This is a genomic window from Ensifer adhaerens, assembly GCF_013283195.1.
Taxonomy (GTDB): Bacteria; Pseudomonadota; Alphaproteobacteria; order Rhizobiales; family Rhizobiaceae; genus Ensifer; species Ensifer adhaerens_G.
Map to the genome: position 1 here is coordinate 18,020 of NZ_JABEKT010000001.1, position 16,412 is coordinate 34,431.

Genomic DNA, 16,412 nt, shown 5'->3' on the forward strand with positions numbered 1-16,412 from the left:
CCAAGCGACGCCCCCTCGTAAAAGCTCGGGCTCTGCCCCAACCGGCAATTGACCTTGTTGCCGGCAAGGACTCTGTGATATTTTCGAGTGTCCTTACATGCAAAACCGAAGCTGGGGCGGAGGTGGCGCAATGAACTATCTGTGTGCTTCTGTCGCCGGGCTGGCGTTCTTCACCTCGGCGGCATTTGCAGGTCCCTTGCATGACGCGGCAAGAGACGGCGACATCGGGCGCGTCACACTGTTGCTGGATCAGGGAACCGACATCACCGAGCCGGATATGGCCGGTGAACCCGCTTTGCTGGTCGCATCCCTTGCCGGACGACCGCAAGTGGTCGCTCTGCTGCTCGACCGCGGCTGCGACATCGAGATCCGCAACAAGGGCGGGCTGACCGCCCTGCACGCGGCCGCCTACGGCGGTAATCTCGACACCGTCAAACTGCTCGTCGCCAAGGGTGCCGACGTCAACGACAGCAAGAACTTCTACCATATGTCGCCTCTGCATGCGGCAGCCGAGGAAGGCCACGCCGACGTCGTGGCAGTGCTGCTGGCACAAAAAGCAGAGATCGAGGCGAAGGAACGCAACGGCTATACGCCGCTGACACAGGCCGGCTGGCGTTCGCACTGGGACGCAGCCGAGCTTCTGCTCAAAGCCGGCGCCACCTGCCAGAAAGCCGACCTCGTCGGCGACTGGCTCTACACCGAATGCACCAAGCGGAAGTGATGCCTGAGCGCGCGCCAACCGCATCCGGAAATCGGAGAAGAGGAATGTCATACCATCGATACGCTTGCGCCTTCGGTCTCGCGACCACGGCGTTTCTCGCCTTATCCGCGCCAACGATGGCGGAAAATCTGGTCAATACCGGCTATTTCGGTGATGTCGCCATCAAGGGCTACGACCCGGTCGCCTATTTCACCGAAAGCAAGGCGCTGGAAGGCTCGCCGCAGATTTCCTATCGCTGGCTCGGGGCGAACTGGCAGTTTGCCAGCGCCGAAAACCGCGAGCTGTTCATCCGCGAACCCACCCGATACGCCCCGCAATATGGCGGCTACTGTGCCGATGGCGTCTCGTTCGGAACGGTGACCACCAACATCGATCCAAGGGCCTGGCGGATCATCGAGGGCAAGCTGTTCCTGAGCTATGATCCGGGTGCGGCGGAAGGTTTTGAGAAGAACCCGAACAAGCTAGTCGATTCCAAGAAACACTGGTCCGAAGTGGAAAACACGCTCGTTTCGGAAAAGCTTGGCACCACCTGGCAGAAGGCGCGCTAAAATTCTTCCATTCCAAACGCCGTCATTGCTCGATCGAGAAAAACTTCAACGCCTGCGGCGTCACGTGAATGAAGTCTGCACTGCGTTCGCCCTTGGCTGTGTTCCGGTAGACGTAGCCGCAGACCATGCGGTCGAGGAAATAACCGTCGAACCTCTCGCAGAGTTGATTGCCCTTCACTTCGATGCGGCCGGTGATGTTGGTGTTGGCACTGCGATAGGCGGTGTTACCCGCCTTGTCGAAGAACTGCATGAAACTGGTGCCGTTCTTGTGCTGCCCGCTCCAGGTCTTGTCGCTGATAAGCGCACCGAGTTGCGCAGGTCCCAGCCGGTCGGCGGCCGCTCCGACGAAACCGAAGGGCCACTCCGGAATGCCGGCGGTGCGCAGACCATAGAGGTGGCGGTTCAAGTCCTCCTCGCGCCAGTAATCATAGAGATAGCCGTAATAGGTGAGATTGGTGTCGGGAAAGAGTTTTAGCAGCGCCTCCCCTTCCGCAACCGCGCGAGCCCGATCGCCGCGCTGCGCATAGGCGGACGCCAGATACTCGCGGGCAGCCTCGGCATTGGGCAGGGACTCGCCTGCGACCTCGATGAGCGGAATCGCCCGGTCGATATCCCGCGCTGTGTAGTAGACGATGCCGGCCAGCAGCCGAAGACTGGCGGATGGCGACGGATCGAGCCGCAGTGCCCGCTCCAGATCGGCGATCGCCTGCTGGTGGTCTCCGGTCTGCGCCAGGATCAGCGCCTGATTGGCATAGGCTTCGGGATCGCTCGGTTGGGCTGCGACCGCCCTTGCTGCCGATTGCCGCGCTTCCGTCTGGCGGCCGTCGACGAGCTGCAGCAATGCCAGCACCGTGTGGGCGCGCGCATTGTTGGCATCGAGCTTCAGAGCCTGGCCGGCAGCGTCATAGGCGATCTTGCGGGCGACGGCCGCCGACCAGAGAGAGTTGTAGTCGTTGCGCCAGACATCGACGGCGACGCGCGCGATCCCGGCATGGGCATCGGCGAATTGCGGATCGAGGTCGATCGCCTTCTGATAGAAGGCCAGGGTCTGACGATAGGTATCGACATCGCTGTAGATCAGCCCCTGCTGCTCGGCGCGCATGTAATAGTCGTAGGGTTCGAGATTGTCGGTCGGAATGCGGGCAAGCTGGTCGCGCTCGCCTTCGCTGAGCTTGACCTCGAGCGCCGCGATGATCTTGCCGATGACGTCATCCTGCACGGCGAAGAGATCGGCATATTGCCGGTCGTAGCGCTCCGCCCAAAGCGACAGGCCGCTCATCGCATCGATCAGCTTGACGTTGATGCGCAACCTTTGGTCCGCCCGCTGCAGCGTGCCTTCGAGAATGTAGTGAACGCCCAGTTCCGCCGCCACGTCTTGGATTTTCGAAGCGCTGTCCTTCATCGCAAAGACGGAATGGCGGGCAATCACGAACAGTCCGGAGACTTTCGACAGCTCGGTGATCAGGTCGTCAGTCAGTCCTTCGGCCAAGTGGTCATGATCCCGGTCGCCGCTGACATTGATGAAAGGCAGGACGGCGACGGATGGCTGGTCGGGCAAGGGATAGGCAATGCGCTCCGTCGAGGTCTCCGGCAGAATGAGCGTCCACGGCTGCCACCAGGCGGCAGCAACTGCGAGGATCAGCATGAGGCCACCAGCAATGAGGATGCTTTTTCGTGCGGGATGGTGTGTCGTCGCCTTGACGATGGTCTTGCCGACATCATCAGGATCGAGAAGCACGCGGTACACGCGAATGGGCTCGGCAATGCCCCTCACCGTCTGCTCGCCAAGCGAGGCAAAGCCGACGGAAATCTTCGATCGCACCTGATCATAGGCGGTGCCGGAAATGGCTATGCCGCCGGGCTCAGCGAGCCCTTGCAACCGATCGGCCGTATTGACGCCATCGCCGTGAATGTCGTCGCCTTCGACAATGATATCGCCGAGATTGATGCCGATGCGGAAATCGAGACGGCGATCGGCTGCGACCTTGTCGGCCTGCTCGGCCTTGCGTTGCTGGATTTCCACCGCGCAGCGAAGCGCATCGACCACACTGCGAAACTCCACCAGCAGGCCGTCGCCCATCGTCTTGACCAGTCGTCCGTGGTGTTCGGCAAACTGCGGCTCCAGAATGTCGTGCAGGTCGCTCTGGAATCGGGCGCGCGTTCCCTCCTCGTCGAGCCGGCTCAGGCGAGTGTATCCGGCGACGTCGGCGATCAGGACGGCTGCGAGGCGGCGCTCCATCGACGGTCTCTTCACCTACGATGTATTCCACGGGCGATGTTACCGCAGGTCGTCAGGCGCCGCCATCGAGTCGACAGCCATGATGGTGGCGCCGTCGTAACTGTTACGTACTTGCGGTTTTCCGCCGGTCGCTCAGCATCGAGACCGCCTTGGTTCCGCACGGTTTTGCGGGTGCCGTCGACTGCCTGCGCCACACGCATTCATCTGGAGGACTTCGCATGCTCGGACGACGGACCCTTCTGATCTATGGCGCGCTCGCTGCCACGCTGCCCCCGTTGACGGCCCTGCGTACCGTTGCCGCCGATGTGGCGCTCAAACCAGACGAAGCACGGGCAATCGCCAAGGAAGCGACGATCTACGGTTTTCCGCTGGTCGACAATTACCGCGTCCAGCATTCCTATTTCGTCGACACCGGAGGACCGGAGTTCAAGGCCCCCTGGAACGAACTCGTCAACAATGCACGGGTCTATACGCCGGACGACAAGGCGATCCAGACCCCCAACTCCGATACGCCCTACTCCTATGTCGGCGCTGATCTGAGAGCCGAGCCCCTGGTGTTCACCGTGCCGGCGATCGAGAAGGAGCGTTACTACTCGCTGCAGTTCATCGACCTTTACACCTTCAACTTCGCCTATATCGGCAGCCGCGCCACGGGCAACGAGGCAGGCAGCTACCTGCTTGCGGGGCCGAATTGGAAAGGCGAAACGCCGCCCGGCATCAAGGCCGTTATCCGCTCGGAAACGGAATTCGCCTTCGTGCTTTACCGCACGCAGCTCTTCAACCCCGGTGACATCGAAAACGTCAAGAAGATCCAGGCCGGCTATCGGGTCGAGCCGCTGTCGAAATTTCTCGGCCAGCCGGCACCGGCCCCGGTCCCTGTCATCGACTTCATCGCGCCCTTGAGTGCGGCCGACGAAAAGACATCGCCCGATTTCTTCAAAGTGCTCGACTTCATCCTGCGGTTCTGCCCCACGCACCCGTCCGAGACGGCGCTGATGCAGCGTTTCGCAGACTTGAATATCGGCGGAGGCAAGACATTCGACCCCGATGCCTTCCCGCCGGATGTCCAGAAAGCGATCACCGACGGCATGGCGGATGCCTGGGCCGCGTTCAAGGAACACAAGGAGACGATGATCGACACCGGCAAGGCGTCGAGCGCCGATGCATTCGGCACGCGCGAATTCCTGAAGAATGATTACATGCAGCGCATGTCGGGCGCCGTGCTGGGCATTTACGGCAACTCGAAGGACGAAGCCCTTTACCCCGCCTATTTTACCGACGACCAGCAAAAGCCGCTCTCCGGCGCAAGCAGGTACGCGCTGCGTTTCGAGCCCGGCCAACTGCCGCCGGTCAACGCCTTCTGGTCGCTGACGCTCTACCAGCTACCGGAAAGCCTGCTCTACGCCAACTCGCTCGATCGTTATCTCATCAATTCGCCGATGCTCCCGAGCCTCAAGCAAGACGCCGACGGCGGCATGACCCTTCATGTCCAGAACGAGAACCCGGGCGCTGATCGGGAAAGCAATTGGCTGCCCGCACCGAAGGGACCATTCTTCGTGGTCATGCGGCTCTATTGGCCCAAGCCCGATGCGCTCGACGGCAAATGGAAAGCCCCACCCCTGCAACACGTCAACTGAACATTGAGGATCGTGACATGACCCTATCTCGTATCACCTTCGCCATGGCAGCGGCTCTCGCCGGGTTCAGCCCGTTGCCGGCGGTAGCAGCAGACCCTGTCATCGTCGGCGTCGACAATTTCGTCCGGGCCGAGAGCGACATGTACATCAGCTCGATGGTCAAGGACGCAGGCCTGGGCAAGTTCCTGCATCGCCGCGAGCCGGCCTCGATCGACAATCAGACCGTCATTCGCCTCAATCGCGACACGCTTTATTCCTCGGCGGTCTTCGACCTCGATGCCGGGCCGGTCACGATAACGATGCCCGATGCCGGAAAGCGGTTCATGTCGATGCAAGTGGTCAACGAGGACCACTACGTGCCGCAGGTGACCTATGATGCCGGCGAGCACACGCTGACAAGGGAGGGTGTCGGGACGCGCTATGTCGTTGTCGGCGTCCGCACACTGGTGGATCCAGCCGATCCCAAGGACGTCGAGGACGTCCATGCTTTGCAGGACGCGATCAAGGTCAGTCAGAAGAGCATTGGCACATTCGAGATCCCCGCCTGGGACCCGGCGAGCCAGAAGACGGTGCGCGAAGCCCTGCTCGTGCTCGGCTCGACCATGCCGGACTTCAAGAAGGCCTTCGGCACCAAGGACGAAGTCGACCCCGTCCGCCACCTGATCGGCACAGCTACCGGATGGGGCGGCAATCCGGACAAGGATGCTGTCTATCTCAACATCACACCGGCCAAAAATGATGGTGCAACGGTCTACAAGCTCGATGTGAAGGACGTTCCGGTCGATGCCTTCTGGTCGGTGAGCGTCTACGATGCGGCGGGCTATTACGAGAAGAACCCGTACGACGCCTACGCACTCAACGACATCACAGCGAAGAAGGGCGCTGATGGCGCGATCGCCATCCAGTTCGGTGGCTGTGACGGCAAGATAGAAAATTGCCTGCCGATAACGAAGGGCTGGAATTACACCGTGCGCCTCTATCGTCCAAGGCAGGAAATACTGGATGGAAAGTGGCAGTTTCCGGAGCCGAGTCCCGTCAACTAGCCGGGAGCAATGGCTGACCAGGCATCGGGTTGAGGTGCGGCGGGCATAACGAGCGCGAGCTATCATCGGCGCTTGCCTGGCCGCACGGCATTCCAACGCGCAAGACGTTTCCAGCAGAAACGCGAGACGGCCTTCCGCCAGGAGAGACGGAAGAAAAGAGATGGAGAGCGCTTCCGCAAGCCGGTTTAGACCGGAAACGCTCCAGATCGTGCAATGATGAGGGAAATCAGGCGGGGGTACGCTTGCGCGCCGGCTGGCGCTTCGGCGCCGGGACTACAGGTTCGGCGTCAGCCTCCTGCAGGAGCCGTTGAGCCTTGAGCTTTTCGGTCTTCTTCTCGCGCGCCAGCTTTTCAGCAGCAACGATACCGCGAGCCGTATGGTCGGTCGCCGCAGCCTTGTCGGCTGCCGACAAGCGCTCGGGCTTGAAAAGATCTTTCTTCGTCGACGTCATGCGTACCTCCTCGCTCGGGCGTGGACCGATGCCGAAATCGGCATCGGTGCCTCAGATTTAGCGGGTGCGGACGGCCTTCTTCGGCGCCGGCAGCAGGCCTTCGCGCTGCAGCTTCTTGCGCGCAAGCTTGCGCTGGCGACGAACGGCTTCGGCCTTTTCGCGAACGCGCTTTTCCGACGGCTTTTCGTAGGCGCTGCGCGCCTTGAATTCGCGGAACAGTCCCTCGCGCTGCATCTTCTTCTTGAGAATGCGAAGTGCCTGGTCGACGTTGTTATCTCTAACGAGTACCTGCAAGGTATATCCTTCCCTTTGGTTCGTGGCCGCACACCGGCGGACCGAAATTGCCTAAAGCTATCTTCCGATCCGGATGCGCGACGGTTTCAGCCAGGGTTCCCCCTTGGCAATGATGCGCGACGGTCCCTCTTCGATGGGAGAGGCCGCCTCAGTGGTCTCGACGTCGCTTGCAACGATGCGACGTTCGAAATTCTCGCCGTCGAAACGGACGCGATATTGGGTCTCGCCGTGGTCGGCGGGCAGAACACCGATGATCCGGCACGTCCTGACGGCGGGTGCCAGCTTGGTGAAATCGGCCCTTACGGTCACCGTGTCGCCAACGGCACAAATTCTGCGGGTCATGATAGTTTCCTTCCCCGGCGGTGCAGGGTCCGGACGCAAAAAGGCCGGGCTTCACCCGACCTCTTCCCGTCAATCAAACGTCCCCAGCCAGTACATCCGTGGTCGGGGGAGGCAGATGACGATTCATTCCGCCCGCAGATTGTCGGCAGAGTTCTTGCCGGTCTTGCGGTCGCGGACGATGTCGTAGGTGACCTTCTGGCCTTCCGCCAGCGAGCCCATGCCTGCACGCTCTACAGCGGAAACATGAACAAACACGTCAGTCGTGCCGTCATCCGGCTGGATGAAGCCAAAACCCTTGGTGCCATTGAACCACTTGACTGTGCCTGAATTCATAACGATCTCCTTTCAATCGTTGATTTCGCTCGACGGGTATTCGCCGGGCCGTGTCGATGTTGAGAGGAAATCTGACTACGCTTTTCAGCGCTTTGACAAAGGTCGCAAGCAATATTCGATTGCACCCATATAATTCTTTTTTCGAGATTTTCAATGTTTCATTTGGAAAACCGCTCGAAATGCAACGGCGCCACCGAAAAACAACGTTGGTTCAAGCGTGTTTCGATTGGAATCCTTTCGGAATTTCCATCCTGTTATTTTTGGACGCGCCAAGAAATATATCTTCGCCTTCGACGATAAACCACGAATGCAGAACTATAGCCCAGTTGAGCGAAGCATAGAGGGCGCCAAAACGGCAAGTGACGGTATCCCGAACCACCCGACCCAGTTTCATCCTGTATTGAAGCAAGTGGGAAAGACGGTTTCGCCGCGGGACCGGCCCTGCAGACAACCTCGCGTCGAGAGCGACACTGGCAGGCTTGATCGCCCGCCAGTGCTATTGTTGGATTGCCGAGATTACTCGGCTGCCTCTGCTTCGGGCATAGGCACATAGTTGAGGATCGGCGACAGCCAGCGCTCGACCTCGCGCACCGGCATGCGCTTGCGCGACGCGTAATCCTCGACCTGATCGCGCTCGACCTTGGCGACACCGAAGTAATAGGCCTCGGGATGGCCGATATAGAGGCCGGAGACGGACGAGCCCGGCCACATGGCAAAACTCTCGGTCAAGGTCACGCCGATGGTCTGTTCGGCATCGAGCAACCGGAACAGGGTTTCCTTTTCCGTGTGGTCGGGCTGGGCCGGATAGCCCGGCGCCGGGCGGATACCCGCATAGGGTTCGCCGACCAGATCCTGCGGTGAGAAGGTCTCGTCGGCGGCATAGCCCCAGAGTTCCTTGCGTACATATTCGTGCATGCGCTCGGCAAAAGCCTCGGCAAAGCGGTCTGCGAGCGCCTTGACCATGATCGACGAATAGTCGTCGTTGGCGCGCTCGAAGCGTTCGGCAATCGCCACTTCCTCGATACCGGCCGTCACGACGAAGCCGCCGAGATAGTCTCTGCTGCCGCTGTCGACAGGTGCGACGAAATCCGACAGCGCCACGTTCGGCCTTCCGTCACGTTTGCTCAGTTGCTGGCGCAGCGTGAAGAAGGTGGCAAGCTCACCATTGCGCGCTTCATCGGCAAACAGCCGGATGTCGTCGCCGACGGTTCCCGCCGGCCAGAAGCCGACGACCGCCTTCGGCGCGAACCATTTCTCGTCGATGATCTTGGCAAGCATCGCCTGCGCGTCGTCGAACAGCTGGCGGGCAGCCTGTCCCTGTTTCTCATCGTCGAGGATCTTGGGGTAGACACCCTTCAGTTCCCAGGTCTGGAAGAACGGCGTCCAGTCGATGTATTGCGCGAGCTCCTCCAGCTCCCAACCCTGAAATACACGGGTGCCGAGGAACGAAGGAGCCTTGGCCTGGTAGCCACTCCAATCCACCTTGTGGGCATTGGCGCGCGCCTGCGACAGCGGCAGGCGGCGCTTTTCCGCCTCGTTGCGGGCATGGGCATCGGCGACCTTGCGGTATTCCGCCTGGACTGTCGCGACATAGGAAGCCTTCGCCTCCGGCGACAGCAGGCTGGAGACAACGCCGACCGCGCGGCTCGCATCGGTGACGTAGACCGTCTGGCCGCGATCGTAGCGCGGATTGATCTTGACCGCCGTATGCACCCGGCTCGTCGTCGCGCCGCCGATCAACAGCGGGATGTCGAAGCCCTCGCGCTCGAGTTCCGAGGCGACATGCACCATCTCGTCGAGCGATGGCGTGATCAGGCCGGAAAGACCGATGATATCGACGTTCTGCTCTTTGGCCACCTGCAGGATCTTGGCTGAAGGCACCATGACGCCGAGGTCGATGATCTCGTAATTGTTGCAGGCGAGCACGACGCCGACGATGTTCTTGCCGATGTCGTGCACATCGCCCTTGACCGTCGCCATCAGGATCTTGCCGGCGCTCTGGCGCTCGCCTTCGCCGCCGGCGGCAAGCCGCTCGGCTTCCATGTGCGGCAGAAGCACGGCAACCGCCTGCTTCATCACGCGCGCCGACTTCACCACCTGCGGCAGGAACATCTTGCCCGAGCCGAAGAGGTCGCCGACGACATTCATGCCGGCCATCAGCGGACCTTCGATGACATGCAACGGACGGACGCTCGAAAGCCGCGCCTCTTCGGTATCGGCCTCGATATATTCGGTGATTCCGTTGACCAGCGCGTGTTCCAGCCGCTTCTCCACCGCCCATTCGCGCCAGGAGAGATCCTTCTCCTTGGCCTGGGCGCCGCCCTGGCCGCGATAGCGCTCGGCAATCTCCAGCATGCGCTCGGTCGAATCGGCGCGGCGGTTCAAGACCACGTCCTCGCAGGCCTCGCGCAGCTCGGCATCGATCGCATCATAGACGGCGAGCTGGCCGGCATTGACGATGCCCATGTCCATACCCGCCTGGATGGCGTGGTAGAGGAACACCGCGTGCATCGCCTCGCGCACCGGCTCGTTGCCGCGGAAGGAGAACGAAAGGTTGGAGACGCCGCCGGAAATATGCACATGCGGCAGGGTCGCGATGATCTCCCGGGTCGCCTCGATGAAGTCGACGCCGTAGTTGTTGTGCTCCTCGATCCCGGTCGCGACAGCAAAGATGTTCGGATCGAAGATGATGTCTTCGGGCGGAAAGCCCGCTTCTTCAGTCAGCAGCTTATAGGCGCGGGTGCAGATCTCGACCTTGCGCGCCTTGGTATCGGCCTGGCCGACCTCGTCGAAGGCCATGATGACGACGGCAGCACCATAGGCGCGGCAGAGCCGGGCGTGATGCAGGAACGCCGCCTCGCCTTCCTTCATCGAGATCGAATTGACCAACGGCTTGCCCTGCACGCATTTCAGGCCGGCCTCGATGACCTCCCATTTCGAGGAGTCGATCATCACAGGCACGCGGGCGATATCCGGCTCGGAGGCGATGAGGTTGAGGAACTCGATCATCGCCTGCTTCGAATCGATCAGGCCCTCGTCCATGTTGATGTCGATGATCTGCGCGCCGTTGGCGACCTGGTCGCGAGCGACATCGAGCGCTGCCGAATAGTCGCCGGCGGTGATCAGCTTGCGGAACTTGGCCGAGCCGGTGACGTTGGTGCGCTCGCCGACATTGACGAAGGGAATGTCCGAGGTCAGCGTGAAGGGCTCGAGGCCCGAAAGCCGCATCAGCGGCGCCACATCGGGGATCCGGCGCGGCGGATGCTTGGCAACGGCCTCGGCAATCGCCCTGATATGGGCCGGCGTCGAGCCGCAGCAGCCGCCGACGACGTTGAGAAGGCCGTCGCGGGCAAAGGCTTCGACCTGGGCCGCCATCTGCTCCGGCGTCTCGTCATACTGCCCGAACTCGTTCGGCAGACCGGCATTCGGATAGGCGCAGATGAAGGCATCGGCGACACCGGAAAGCTCGTCGATATGCGCGCGCATGGCGTTGGCGCCGAGCGCGCAGTTGAGACCGATGGTGAAGGGCTCGGCATGACGCACCGAATACCAGAACGCCGTCGGTGTCTGGCCGGAGAGTGTGCGGCCGGAAAGATCGGTGATCGTGCCGGAGATCATCACCGGCAGTTCGATGCCCTTCTCGGCAAACACTTCCTTGGTGGCAAAGATCGCCGCCTTGGCGTTGAGCGTGTCGAAGATGGTTTCGATGAGGATGATATCGGCGCCGCCGTCGATCAGGCCGCGGATCTGTTCGGCATAGGCGATCCGGAGATCGTCGAAGCTGACCGCCCGATACCCCGGATTGTTGACGTCGGGCGAAATCGACGCGGTCCTGTTCGTCGGGCCAAGCGCGCCGGCAACGAAGCGGCGACGGCCGTCATGCGCTTCGGCACGTTTTGCCGCCCGACGCGCCAGCCGGGCGCCGTCGCGGTTGAGGTCGTAGACCATGTCTTCCATGCCGTAGTCCGCCTGGGCGATGCGGGTCGAGGAGAACGTGTTCGTTTCCAGGATGTCGGCGCCGGCGATGGCGTAGGAATAGTGGATATCCTCGATCGCCTTCGGCTGCGTCAGCGTCAAAAGGTCGTTGTTGCCCTGCTGGTGACAGGCACAGCCGCCGAAGCGATCGCCACGAAAATGATCCTCGACGAAACCCAATTGCTGGATCTCGGTGCCCATGGCGCCGTCCATGATCAGGATGCGCTCGCTGGCCGCCTGCTTCAGCGCCCGCATGACTTCGGAGCCATCCGGCTTGGAGGAAAGGTCGCCGAAAAGGGCGTCGATGGCGGACATGGGAAATCTCCCGTTCTGAAAACGACAAACAATAGCCAAGTCAATCACATAAAGATATCTTTATGTCAACATATGAAAGGACTTAATTTGCCTCGATGAGACTGGCTTCAGCGCCTGCGCGCACCGTTTCAGTCTGCGCACAGGCGCATTAGAAAGACGATTCGGCTTTTCGGATGAAAAGGGAGCACAAACAAAAATGGCCCGCCGCGCGTGCGACGAGCCATGGGCATGCCGTCAGAGCAAAAAACTCAGAGGCGAGCGAGGCAGTCCTCGGTTTCATAGATGGCGCAAAGGATATGATAGAAGCTGCTCGCCGGTGCCGGTTCTTCGACGAAAGAGCCGTCGGCCATTTGCTTGTCGTGCCACAGGCCGGCCACCGGCGTCTCCAGGAAGAAGCCGAGTGCCGCCGCCGCCCGCGCCGCCGAACCGAGATAACGCTCACGCTCCGCCCCGTCGGTCAGCGCCGCGAACCGGACCGAAGCCTTCAGCCATTCCGTCTGCGGCCACAACCGGGCAATCGGGTCGGCGACCGAGAAATCGTCAAGCAGGGTCATGACCGCGACATTGCGGGTGGCGCAAATGCCATGCGCCTCGCCGATCGCAAACAGCCGGCGGGCCTTGACGATGGCCTCGGCATTGCCGCGCCGCTCGGCCCAGCGCAGAAGCAGCCAGGCCCACTCGAAGAGATGGCCGGGTTCGACGATACGCCCCTTGTCGCCGGGGAACGGCGCCCAGTCGTGATCGAAGAACTCCCGCAGCGCGCCGGTATCGCCATCGATGAAGTGATCCATCGCCAGATGAGCGATCTCGTCGGCAAGGTTGGACCAGGCAACCTGATCGAAGCCCTCTACCTCTTCGCTGGCAAGGCACGCTTCGAACAGATGCATGTGCGGATTGGAGCAGAGCGGCAGCCGCGACGGATCGTCCTCCTCAAAGCCCATGAGCGGATGCTTGCAATGGGCTTCGAGACGCTGGCGCAGGCCGTTGCTGCGCTCGATCATCTCCGGCTTTCGATCCGGGAAGACTTCAGCCAGGTATGCAAAGGCTAAAAGCGCAAAAGCCTGATTATAGAGATCGAAGGAGGCATCGATCAGCGTACCGTCAGCATCCGCAAGCGCGCCGTAAAAGCCTGTCGGCTGCAGAAAGACACGATCGAAATAGGCAAGCCCGCCCTCGGCAGCACTCTGCCAGTCGCCGCTCCAGCCGCACCTGCCGGCCTCGGCGAAACAATAGACCTGGCGCGGCTGCACCCGCGCCCGGCGGTTGGCGCGCGTCGGCTCTCCGGTCGTGTCGATGGTCTCGACGAAACCGCCGCCACTGGCATCGACGCCCTTCTCCCGCCAGAGCGGCAGCGCCTTTTCAGCCAGCCATGCCGACAGCGTCGCGGATTGCGAAAAAATATCCTGCGGCAACGGTTCAGCCCTCAAGCTTCAGATCATCATGGTTCTTGCCGAGCAACTCGGCCAGCGCCTCGACCACCATATTGTGGTCCTCGCGCTGCGGCAGGCCGGATACGGTCACCGCACCGATGCAGCCGGTGCCCTTGACCACGATCGGGAAGCTGCCGCCATGGGCGGCATAGTCGGCATCGGGAAGGCCGAGCTTTGCCTGCAGATTGGTCTGCTGCTTCAACAGCCCGAGGCCGGTCGAATAGCTGCTCTTGAACAGGCGGAAGACGGTGTTGCGCTTGCGGCGCACCCAGTTCGGATTGTCAGGCGTTGCACCTTCAAGCGCGGCATAGAACACCTGCATTGAGAACAGCGTGATGTCGATGACGACACCGAGCTTGCGCTCGGCCGCCATGCGCCGCAGCGTCGAGCCCAGTTGCCATGCGGCTTCCAGATCGAAACTGTCGAATTGCAGTTCACGCTCCTGCTCGCCGATGCGCTTGAGATCCTTGTCGATGTTCATGAAGCCTCCGCTCAATCCTTCCAGAGCCAGGCCGCACCGCGCACGCCGGAGCTATCCCCGTGCAGCGCCTTGCGAATTGGCGTTTCGAAACTGTCGCCGAAGAGGTAGTCGACCACCCGCGGCGGCACGTCGTCATAAATCTCGTCGACATTCGACATACCTCCGCCGAGCACGAAGACGTCGGGGTCGACGATATTCGTCAACAGCGCAAGACTGCGTGCCAACCGGTCGACGAAACGATCATAGACGCCTGTCGCCACCGGATCGCCGGCGCGCTTGGCCTCGATGATGTCGCGCCCGCGCTTTTCGACGCCCGTCGTCAGACGGTAGTCGAGCTCGACGCCGGTGCCGCAGGCATACATGTCGAGGCAGCCGTGTTTGCCGCACCAGCATTTGTGGCCGGGGTATTCGTCCTTCGTCATCCAGGGCAGCGGATAGTGCCCGATTTCAGCGGCGACACCCTGGTAGCCGGCATGCACCTTCTTGCCGATCGCAAGCCCGCCGCCATGGCCGGTGCCGACGATCACGCCGAACACGGTCTGGGCATCCTTGCCGGCACCGTCGACCGCCTCCGACACCGCCAGGCAATTGGCGTCGTTGGCAAGGCGCACCCTGCGGCCGAGCGCGTGCTCAAGGTCGCGCCCGAGCGGCTTGCCGTTGATCAGCACGGCGTTGGAGTTGCGCACGATACCGGTGCGCGGATTGGGACTGCCGGGAATGCCGATGCCGATGGAGCCCTCTTCGCCGGCCGTCTGTTCTGCGGCGGCAACGAGGTCGAGAACGGCGCGGATGCAATCGTCATAACCGCTGGTCGGGGTGGCGACGCGATGGCGGGCGCGCGTTTCGCCATCGCGATCGAGCGCGATGACTTCCATTTTCGTGCCGCCCCAATCAATTCCGATGAACATGCTGGATCAGGTCTCTGGGTGAAGGTCGAATGAAGGAGCGCAAGCCTCCTCAAGCCGGCGCTAATGACTGCTTAGCATTCGAAAGACTGAAAACGCCAGCCCCCGATTTCGGCACGCCTCGGTAGGGGATGGCGCCGTGTCCGGCCGGCAACATCCGACATCCCGCGGATGGCGAGCACGATGCGCTGCGTCCAGAATCGCGAAAGCATCACGCAAAAACACTTGGCGAACGGACCTTGCTTTTGTATGGGTGCTATCCAAGTGGTCCCGTAGCTCAGCAGGATAGAGCACCAGATTCCTAATCTGGGGGTCGCGCGTTCGAATCGCGCCGGGATCACCATCCTCCTCGTCAGCAGATCAATGCAGAGCGTTCCGGCCCTCCGGGTGTGACGCGACCTCCCGGCAACGATGCAAGCGATCATGGTTCAGCTCCTCGTCACCTATATGGAAATGAACGTAAGGCCCGCCGGCGAGCCGCTGCCCTCGCCCGTCGAAAACGCGGTGTTGGCGCTTGAACGACTGGAGGCAGAGCAATTTCTTTCGCTCTACCGCGCCGTCGGCGAACCGTTACGTTGGGATCAGCGGCTGCTGATGCCTGCACAGGATCTCGACGCCTTTTTGCACAGCCCATCGACTGCGATTTATGTCCTGCGGATCGAGGGCCAGCCGGTTGGGCTTTGCGAGTTCCATCGCATCGACACAGCCGATATCGAACTCACCCATTTCGGCCTGATCCCGGAGATGCAGGGCAGAAGGCTTGGACCGTACTTCCTGAATGGCGCGCTGCATGCCATCTGGGATCGGGCGCCTGATCGCGTCTGGCTGCACACGGACGAGTGGGATCACGCCAAGGCGCAGGAGACCTACCGCCGCGCCGGCTTCTCGGTTTTTGACAGGAAGCACGAAGAGGTCAGCGGGTAGAAACTGCATGAATCGCGTTCACGTTGCCGTGAGCTGCGACCGCGATCACGGCACAAAACGCGCGTTCATCCATTTCCCCAATGAAAGGAAATGGTGAAGCCAATGAAAAAGCTGGCAATTGTCGCGCTTTCGCTGGCATCGGCCTTCTCCAGCGTAGCCCCGGCACAGGCATTCCCGTCGGTCATACCCATGAAGGCAAGCATCTCGGACGTCGAAACAGTACAATACTACAATCGCCGCTGGTATCGCGGCGGTGATGACTACAGATGGCGTGGCGACCGGCGGTATTATCGTCACCGGGACTGGGATGACGATCATGACGACCGCGTCGGTGCCATCATCGGCGGACTTGCCGCCGGCGCCATCATCGGCGGATTGATGAATGCCCAGCCGAGACGGTATTACGGCGGCGGCTCCCATGCGAGCTGGTGCCAAAGTCGCTACCGCTCGTATCGGGCATGGGACAATACCTTCCAGCCCTATTACGGTGCGCGCCGGGTCTGTTACTCGCCCTATCGCTAACATTTGTTTATAAAACCCCGCCGCCTCGATGCGGCGGGCTTCCAATCTCAAGCGATTGTAAGAAAACAATTTTTCCAGATATTGAACATGAGTTCCTCTGCGATCAGCCCCAAACATAGGGTTCCGCTTGATCGCCGCGCGCCTGTTCCGGGCGACCTTCGCGCCCCTCCTCTTTCCTTACCCTTCACGAGCCGATTTCCCTTCGCCGCCGCCATTTCCATCCTGGCGTGTGACGGCGGCTTGACATCTCCG

At 61.3% G+C, this 16,412-nt stretch carries 15 protein-coding genes and 1 tRNA gene; 7 read left to right on the top strand and 9 right to left on the bottom strand.

The genetic code is table 11. From position 1 onward, the window contains the following. The first annotated feature begins 130 nt into the window (after positions 1–130). Both LPJGGPFB_RS00085 and LPJGGPFB_RS00090 read left to right on the top strand, forming a co-directional pair. Positions 131–721, top strand: coding sequence for an ankyrin repeat domain-containing protein (locus tag LPJGGPFB_RS00085; protein WP_173418185.1), 591 nt, complete (start codon positions 131–133; stop codon positions 719–721). A 44-nt stretch (positions 722–765) separates the two neighbouring features. Continuing rightward, positions 766–1,269: a YHS domain-containing (seleno)protein gene (locus tag LPJGGPFB_RS00090; RefSeq protein ID WP_427857381.1), complete on the top strand. Its 504-nt coding sequence runs from the start codon at positions 766–768 to the stop codon at positions 1,267–1,269. 22 nt (positions 1,270–1,291) lie between these two features. Here LPJGGPFB_RS00090 and LPJGGPFB_RS00095 read toward each other — a convergent pair whose 3' ends face one another. Continuing rightward, positions 1,292–3,508, bottom strand: a complete 2,217-nt coding sequence (locus LPJGGPFB_RS00095) for an adenylate/guanylate cyclase domain-containing protein (RefSeq protein ID WP_173418186.1) — start codon at positions 3,506–3,508, stop codon at positions 1,292–1,294. Positions 3,509–3,726: 218 nt separating this feature from the next. Between LPJGGPFB_RS00095 and LPJGGPFB_RS00100 the strand changes: the two genes are divergently transcribed. Together LPJGGPFB_RS00100 and LPJGGPFB_RS00105 are read left to right on the top strand one after the other, a co-directional pair. Then, on the top strand, positions 3,727–5,145 hold the full coding sequence (locus tag LPJGGPFB_RS00100) for a DUF1254 domain-containing protein (protein WP_173418187.1): 1,419 nt from the start codon (positions 3,727–3,729) through the stop codon (positions 5,143–5,145). A 17-nt stretch (positions 5,146–5,162) separates the two neighbouring features. Beyond that, on the top strand, positions 5,163–6,188 hold the full coding sequence (locus LPJGGPFB_RS00105; protein WP_173418188.1) for a DUF1254 domain-containing protein: 1,026 nt from the start codon (positions 5,163–5,165) through the stop codon (positions 6,186–6,188). A 226-nt stretch (positions 6,189–6,414) separates the two neighbouring features. Here LPJGGPFB_RS00105 and LPJGGPFB_RS00110 read toward each other — a convergent pair whose 3' ends face one another. The 8 genes from LPJGGPFB_RS00110 to LPJGGPFB_RS00145 all read right to left on the bottom strand — a co-directional run bounded on the left by LPJGGPFB_RS00110 (position 6,415) and on the right by LPJGGPFB_RS00145 (position 14,717). Then, positions 6,415–6,639, bottom strand: a complete 225-nt coding sequence (locus LPJGGPFB_RS00110; RefSeq protein WP_173418189.1) for a hypothetical protein — start codon at positions 6,637–6,639, stop codon at positions 6,415–6,417. Between the two features lie 57 nt (positions 6,640–6,696). Then, entirely contained in the window at positions 6,697–6,933 is a 237-nt protein-coding gene (gene rpsU / locus LPJGGPFB_RS00115) for a 30S ribosomal protein S21 (RefSeq protein ID WP_025424996.1), read from the bottom strand. A gap of 57 nt (positions 6,934–6,990) precedes the next feature. Continuing rightward, the gene (locus LPJGGPFB_RS00120) at positions 6,991–7,275 is read right to left on the bottom strand and encodes a hypothetical protein (protein WP_025424997.1); all 285 of its coding nucleotides are present in this window, start codon (positions 7,273–7,275) and stop codon (positions 6,991–6,993) included. 123 nt (positions 7,276–7,398) lie between these two features. Then, positions 7,399–7,608 (bottom strand): cold-shock protein, encoded by a 210-nt coding sequence (locus LPJGGPFB_RS00125; RefSeq protein WP_025424998.1) that lies wholly within the window; start codon positions 7,606–7,608, stop codon positions 7,399–7,401. Positions 7,609–8,124: 516 nt separating this feature from the next. Then, complete coding sequence (metH, locus tag LPJGGPFB_RS00130) at positions 8,125–11,898, bottom strand: methionine synthase (protein ID WP_173418190.1); 3,774 nt, start codon at positions 11,896–11,898, stop codon at positions 8,125–8,127. 248 nt (positions 11,899–12,146) lie between these two features. Continuing rightward, positions 12,147–13,310, bottom strand: coding sequence for an AGE family epimerase/isomerase (locus tag LPJGGPFB_RS00135; protein WP_173418191.1), 1,164 nt, complete (start codon positions 13,308–13,310; stop codon positions 12,147–12,149). 4 nt (positions 13,311–13,314) lie between these two features. Then, positions 13,315–13,809 (bottom strand): heme-degrading domain-containing protein, encoded by a 495-nt coding sequence (locus tag LPJGGPFB_RS00140; RefSeq protein ID WP_173418192.1) that lies wholly within the window; start codon positions 13,807–13,809, stop codon positions 13,315–13,317. 11 nt (positions 13,810–13,820) lie between these two features. Further along, the gene (locus LPJGGPFB_RS00145; RefSeq protein WP_173418193.1) at positions 13,821–14,717 is read right to left on the bottom strand and encodes an ROK family protein; all 897 of its coding nucleotides are present in this window, start codon (positions 14,715–14,717) and stop codon (positions 13,821–13,823) included. A 263-nt stretch (positions 14,718–14,980) separates the two neighbouring features. On the opposite strand from LPJGGPFB_RS00145, the gene LPJGGPFB_RS00150 reads away from it, so the two are divergent. The 3 genes from LPJGGPFB_RS00150 (at position 14,981) to LPJGGPFB_RS00160 (ending at position 16,160) form a co-directional block, all read left to right on the top strand. Further along, a tRNA-Arg gene (locus LPJGGPFB_RS00150) sits at positions 14,981–15,057 on the top strand. A gap of 80 nt (positions 15,058–15,137) precedes the next feature. Beyond that, the gene (locus LPJGGPFB_RS00155) at positions 15,138–15,638 is read left to right on the top strand and encodes a GNAT family N-acetyltransferase (RefSeq protein WP_173418194.1); all 501 of its coding nucleotides are present in this window, start codon (positions 15,138–15,140) and stop codon (positions 15,636–15,638) included. Positions 15,639–15,740: 102 nt separating this feature from the next. Then, positions 15,741–16,160, top strand: a complete 420-nt coding sequence (locus LPJGGPFB_RS00160; protein ID WP_173418195.1) for a BA14K family protein — start codon at positions 15,741–15,743, stop codon at positions 16,158–16,160. Positions 16,161–16,412 lie beyond the last annotated feature (252 nt).

Excerpts from the sequence above, each read along its gene's own strand:
- LPJGGPFB_RS00085 (WP_173418185.1), top strand. The coding sequence starts at position 131 with ATGAACTATCTGTGTGCTTCTGTCGCCGGGCTGGCGTTCTTCACCTCG.
- LPJGGPFB_RS00090 (WP_427857381.1), top strand. The coding sequence starts at position 766 with ATGTCATACCATCGATACGCTTGCGCCTTCGGTCTCGCGACCACGGCG.
- LPJGGPFB_RS00095 (WP_173418186.1), bottom strand. The coding sequence starts at position 3,508 with ATGGAGCGCCGCCTCGCAGCCGTCCTGATCGCCGACGTCGCCGGATAC.
- LPJGGPFB_RS00100 (WP_173418187.1), top strand. The coding sequence starts at position 3,727 with ATGCTCGGACGACGGACCCTTCTGATCTATGGCGCGCTCGCTGCCACG.
- LPJGGPFB_RS00105 (WP_173418188.1), top strand. The coding sequence starts at position 5,163 with ATGACCCTATCTCGTATCACCTTCGCCATGGCAGCGGCTCTCGCCGGG.
- LPJGGPFB_RS00110 (WP_173418189.1), bottom strand. The coding sequence starts at position 6,639 with ATGACGTCGACGAAGAAAGATCTTTTCAAGCCCGAGCGCTTGTCGGCA.
- LPJGGPFB_RS00120 (WP_025424997.1), bottom strand. The coding sequence starts at position 7,275 with ATGACCCGCAGAATTTGTGCCGTTGGCGACACGGTGACCGTAAGGGCC.
- LPJGGPFB_RS00125 (WP_025424998.1), bottom strand. The coding sequence starts at position 7,608 with ATGAATTCAGGCACAGTCAAGTGGTTCAATGGCACCAAGGGTTTTGGC.
- metH (WP_173418190.1), bottom strand. The coding sequence starts at position 11,898 with ATGTCCGCCATCGACGCCCTTTTCGGCGACCTTTCCTCCAAGCCGGAT.
- LPJGGPFB_RS00140 (WP_173418192.1), bottom strand. The coding sequence starts at position 13,809 with ATGAACATCGACAAGGATCTCAAGCGCATCGGCGAGCAGGAGCGTGAA.
- LPJGGPFB_RS00145 (WP_173418193.1), bottom strand. The coding sequence starts at position 14,717 with ATGTTCATCGGAATTGATTGGGGCGGCACGAAAATGGAAGTCATCGCG.
- LPJGGPFB_RS00155 (WP_173418194.1), top strand. The coding sequence starts at position 15,138 with ATGGTTCAGCTCCTCGTCACCTATATGGAAATGAACGTAAGGCCCGCC.
- LPJGGPFB_RS00160 (WP_173418195.1), top strand. The coding sequence starts at position 15,741 with ATGAAAAAGCTGGCAATTGTCGCGCTTTCGCTGGCATCGGCCTTCTCC.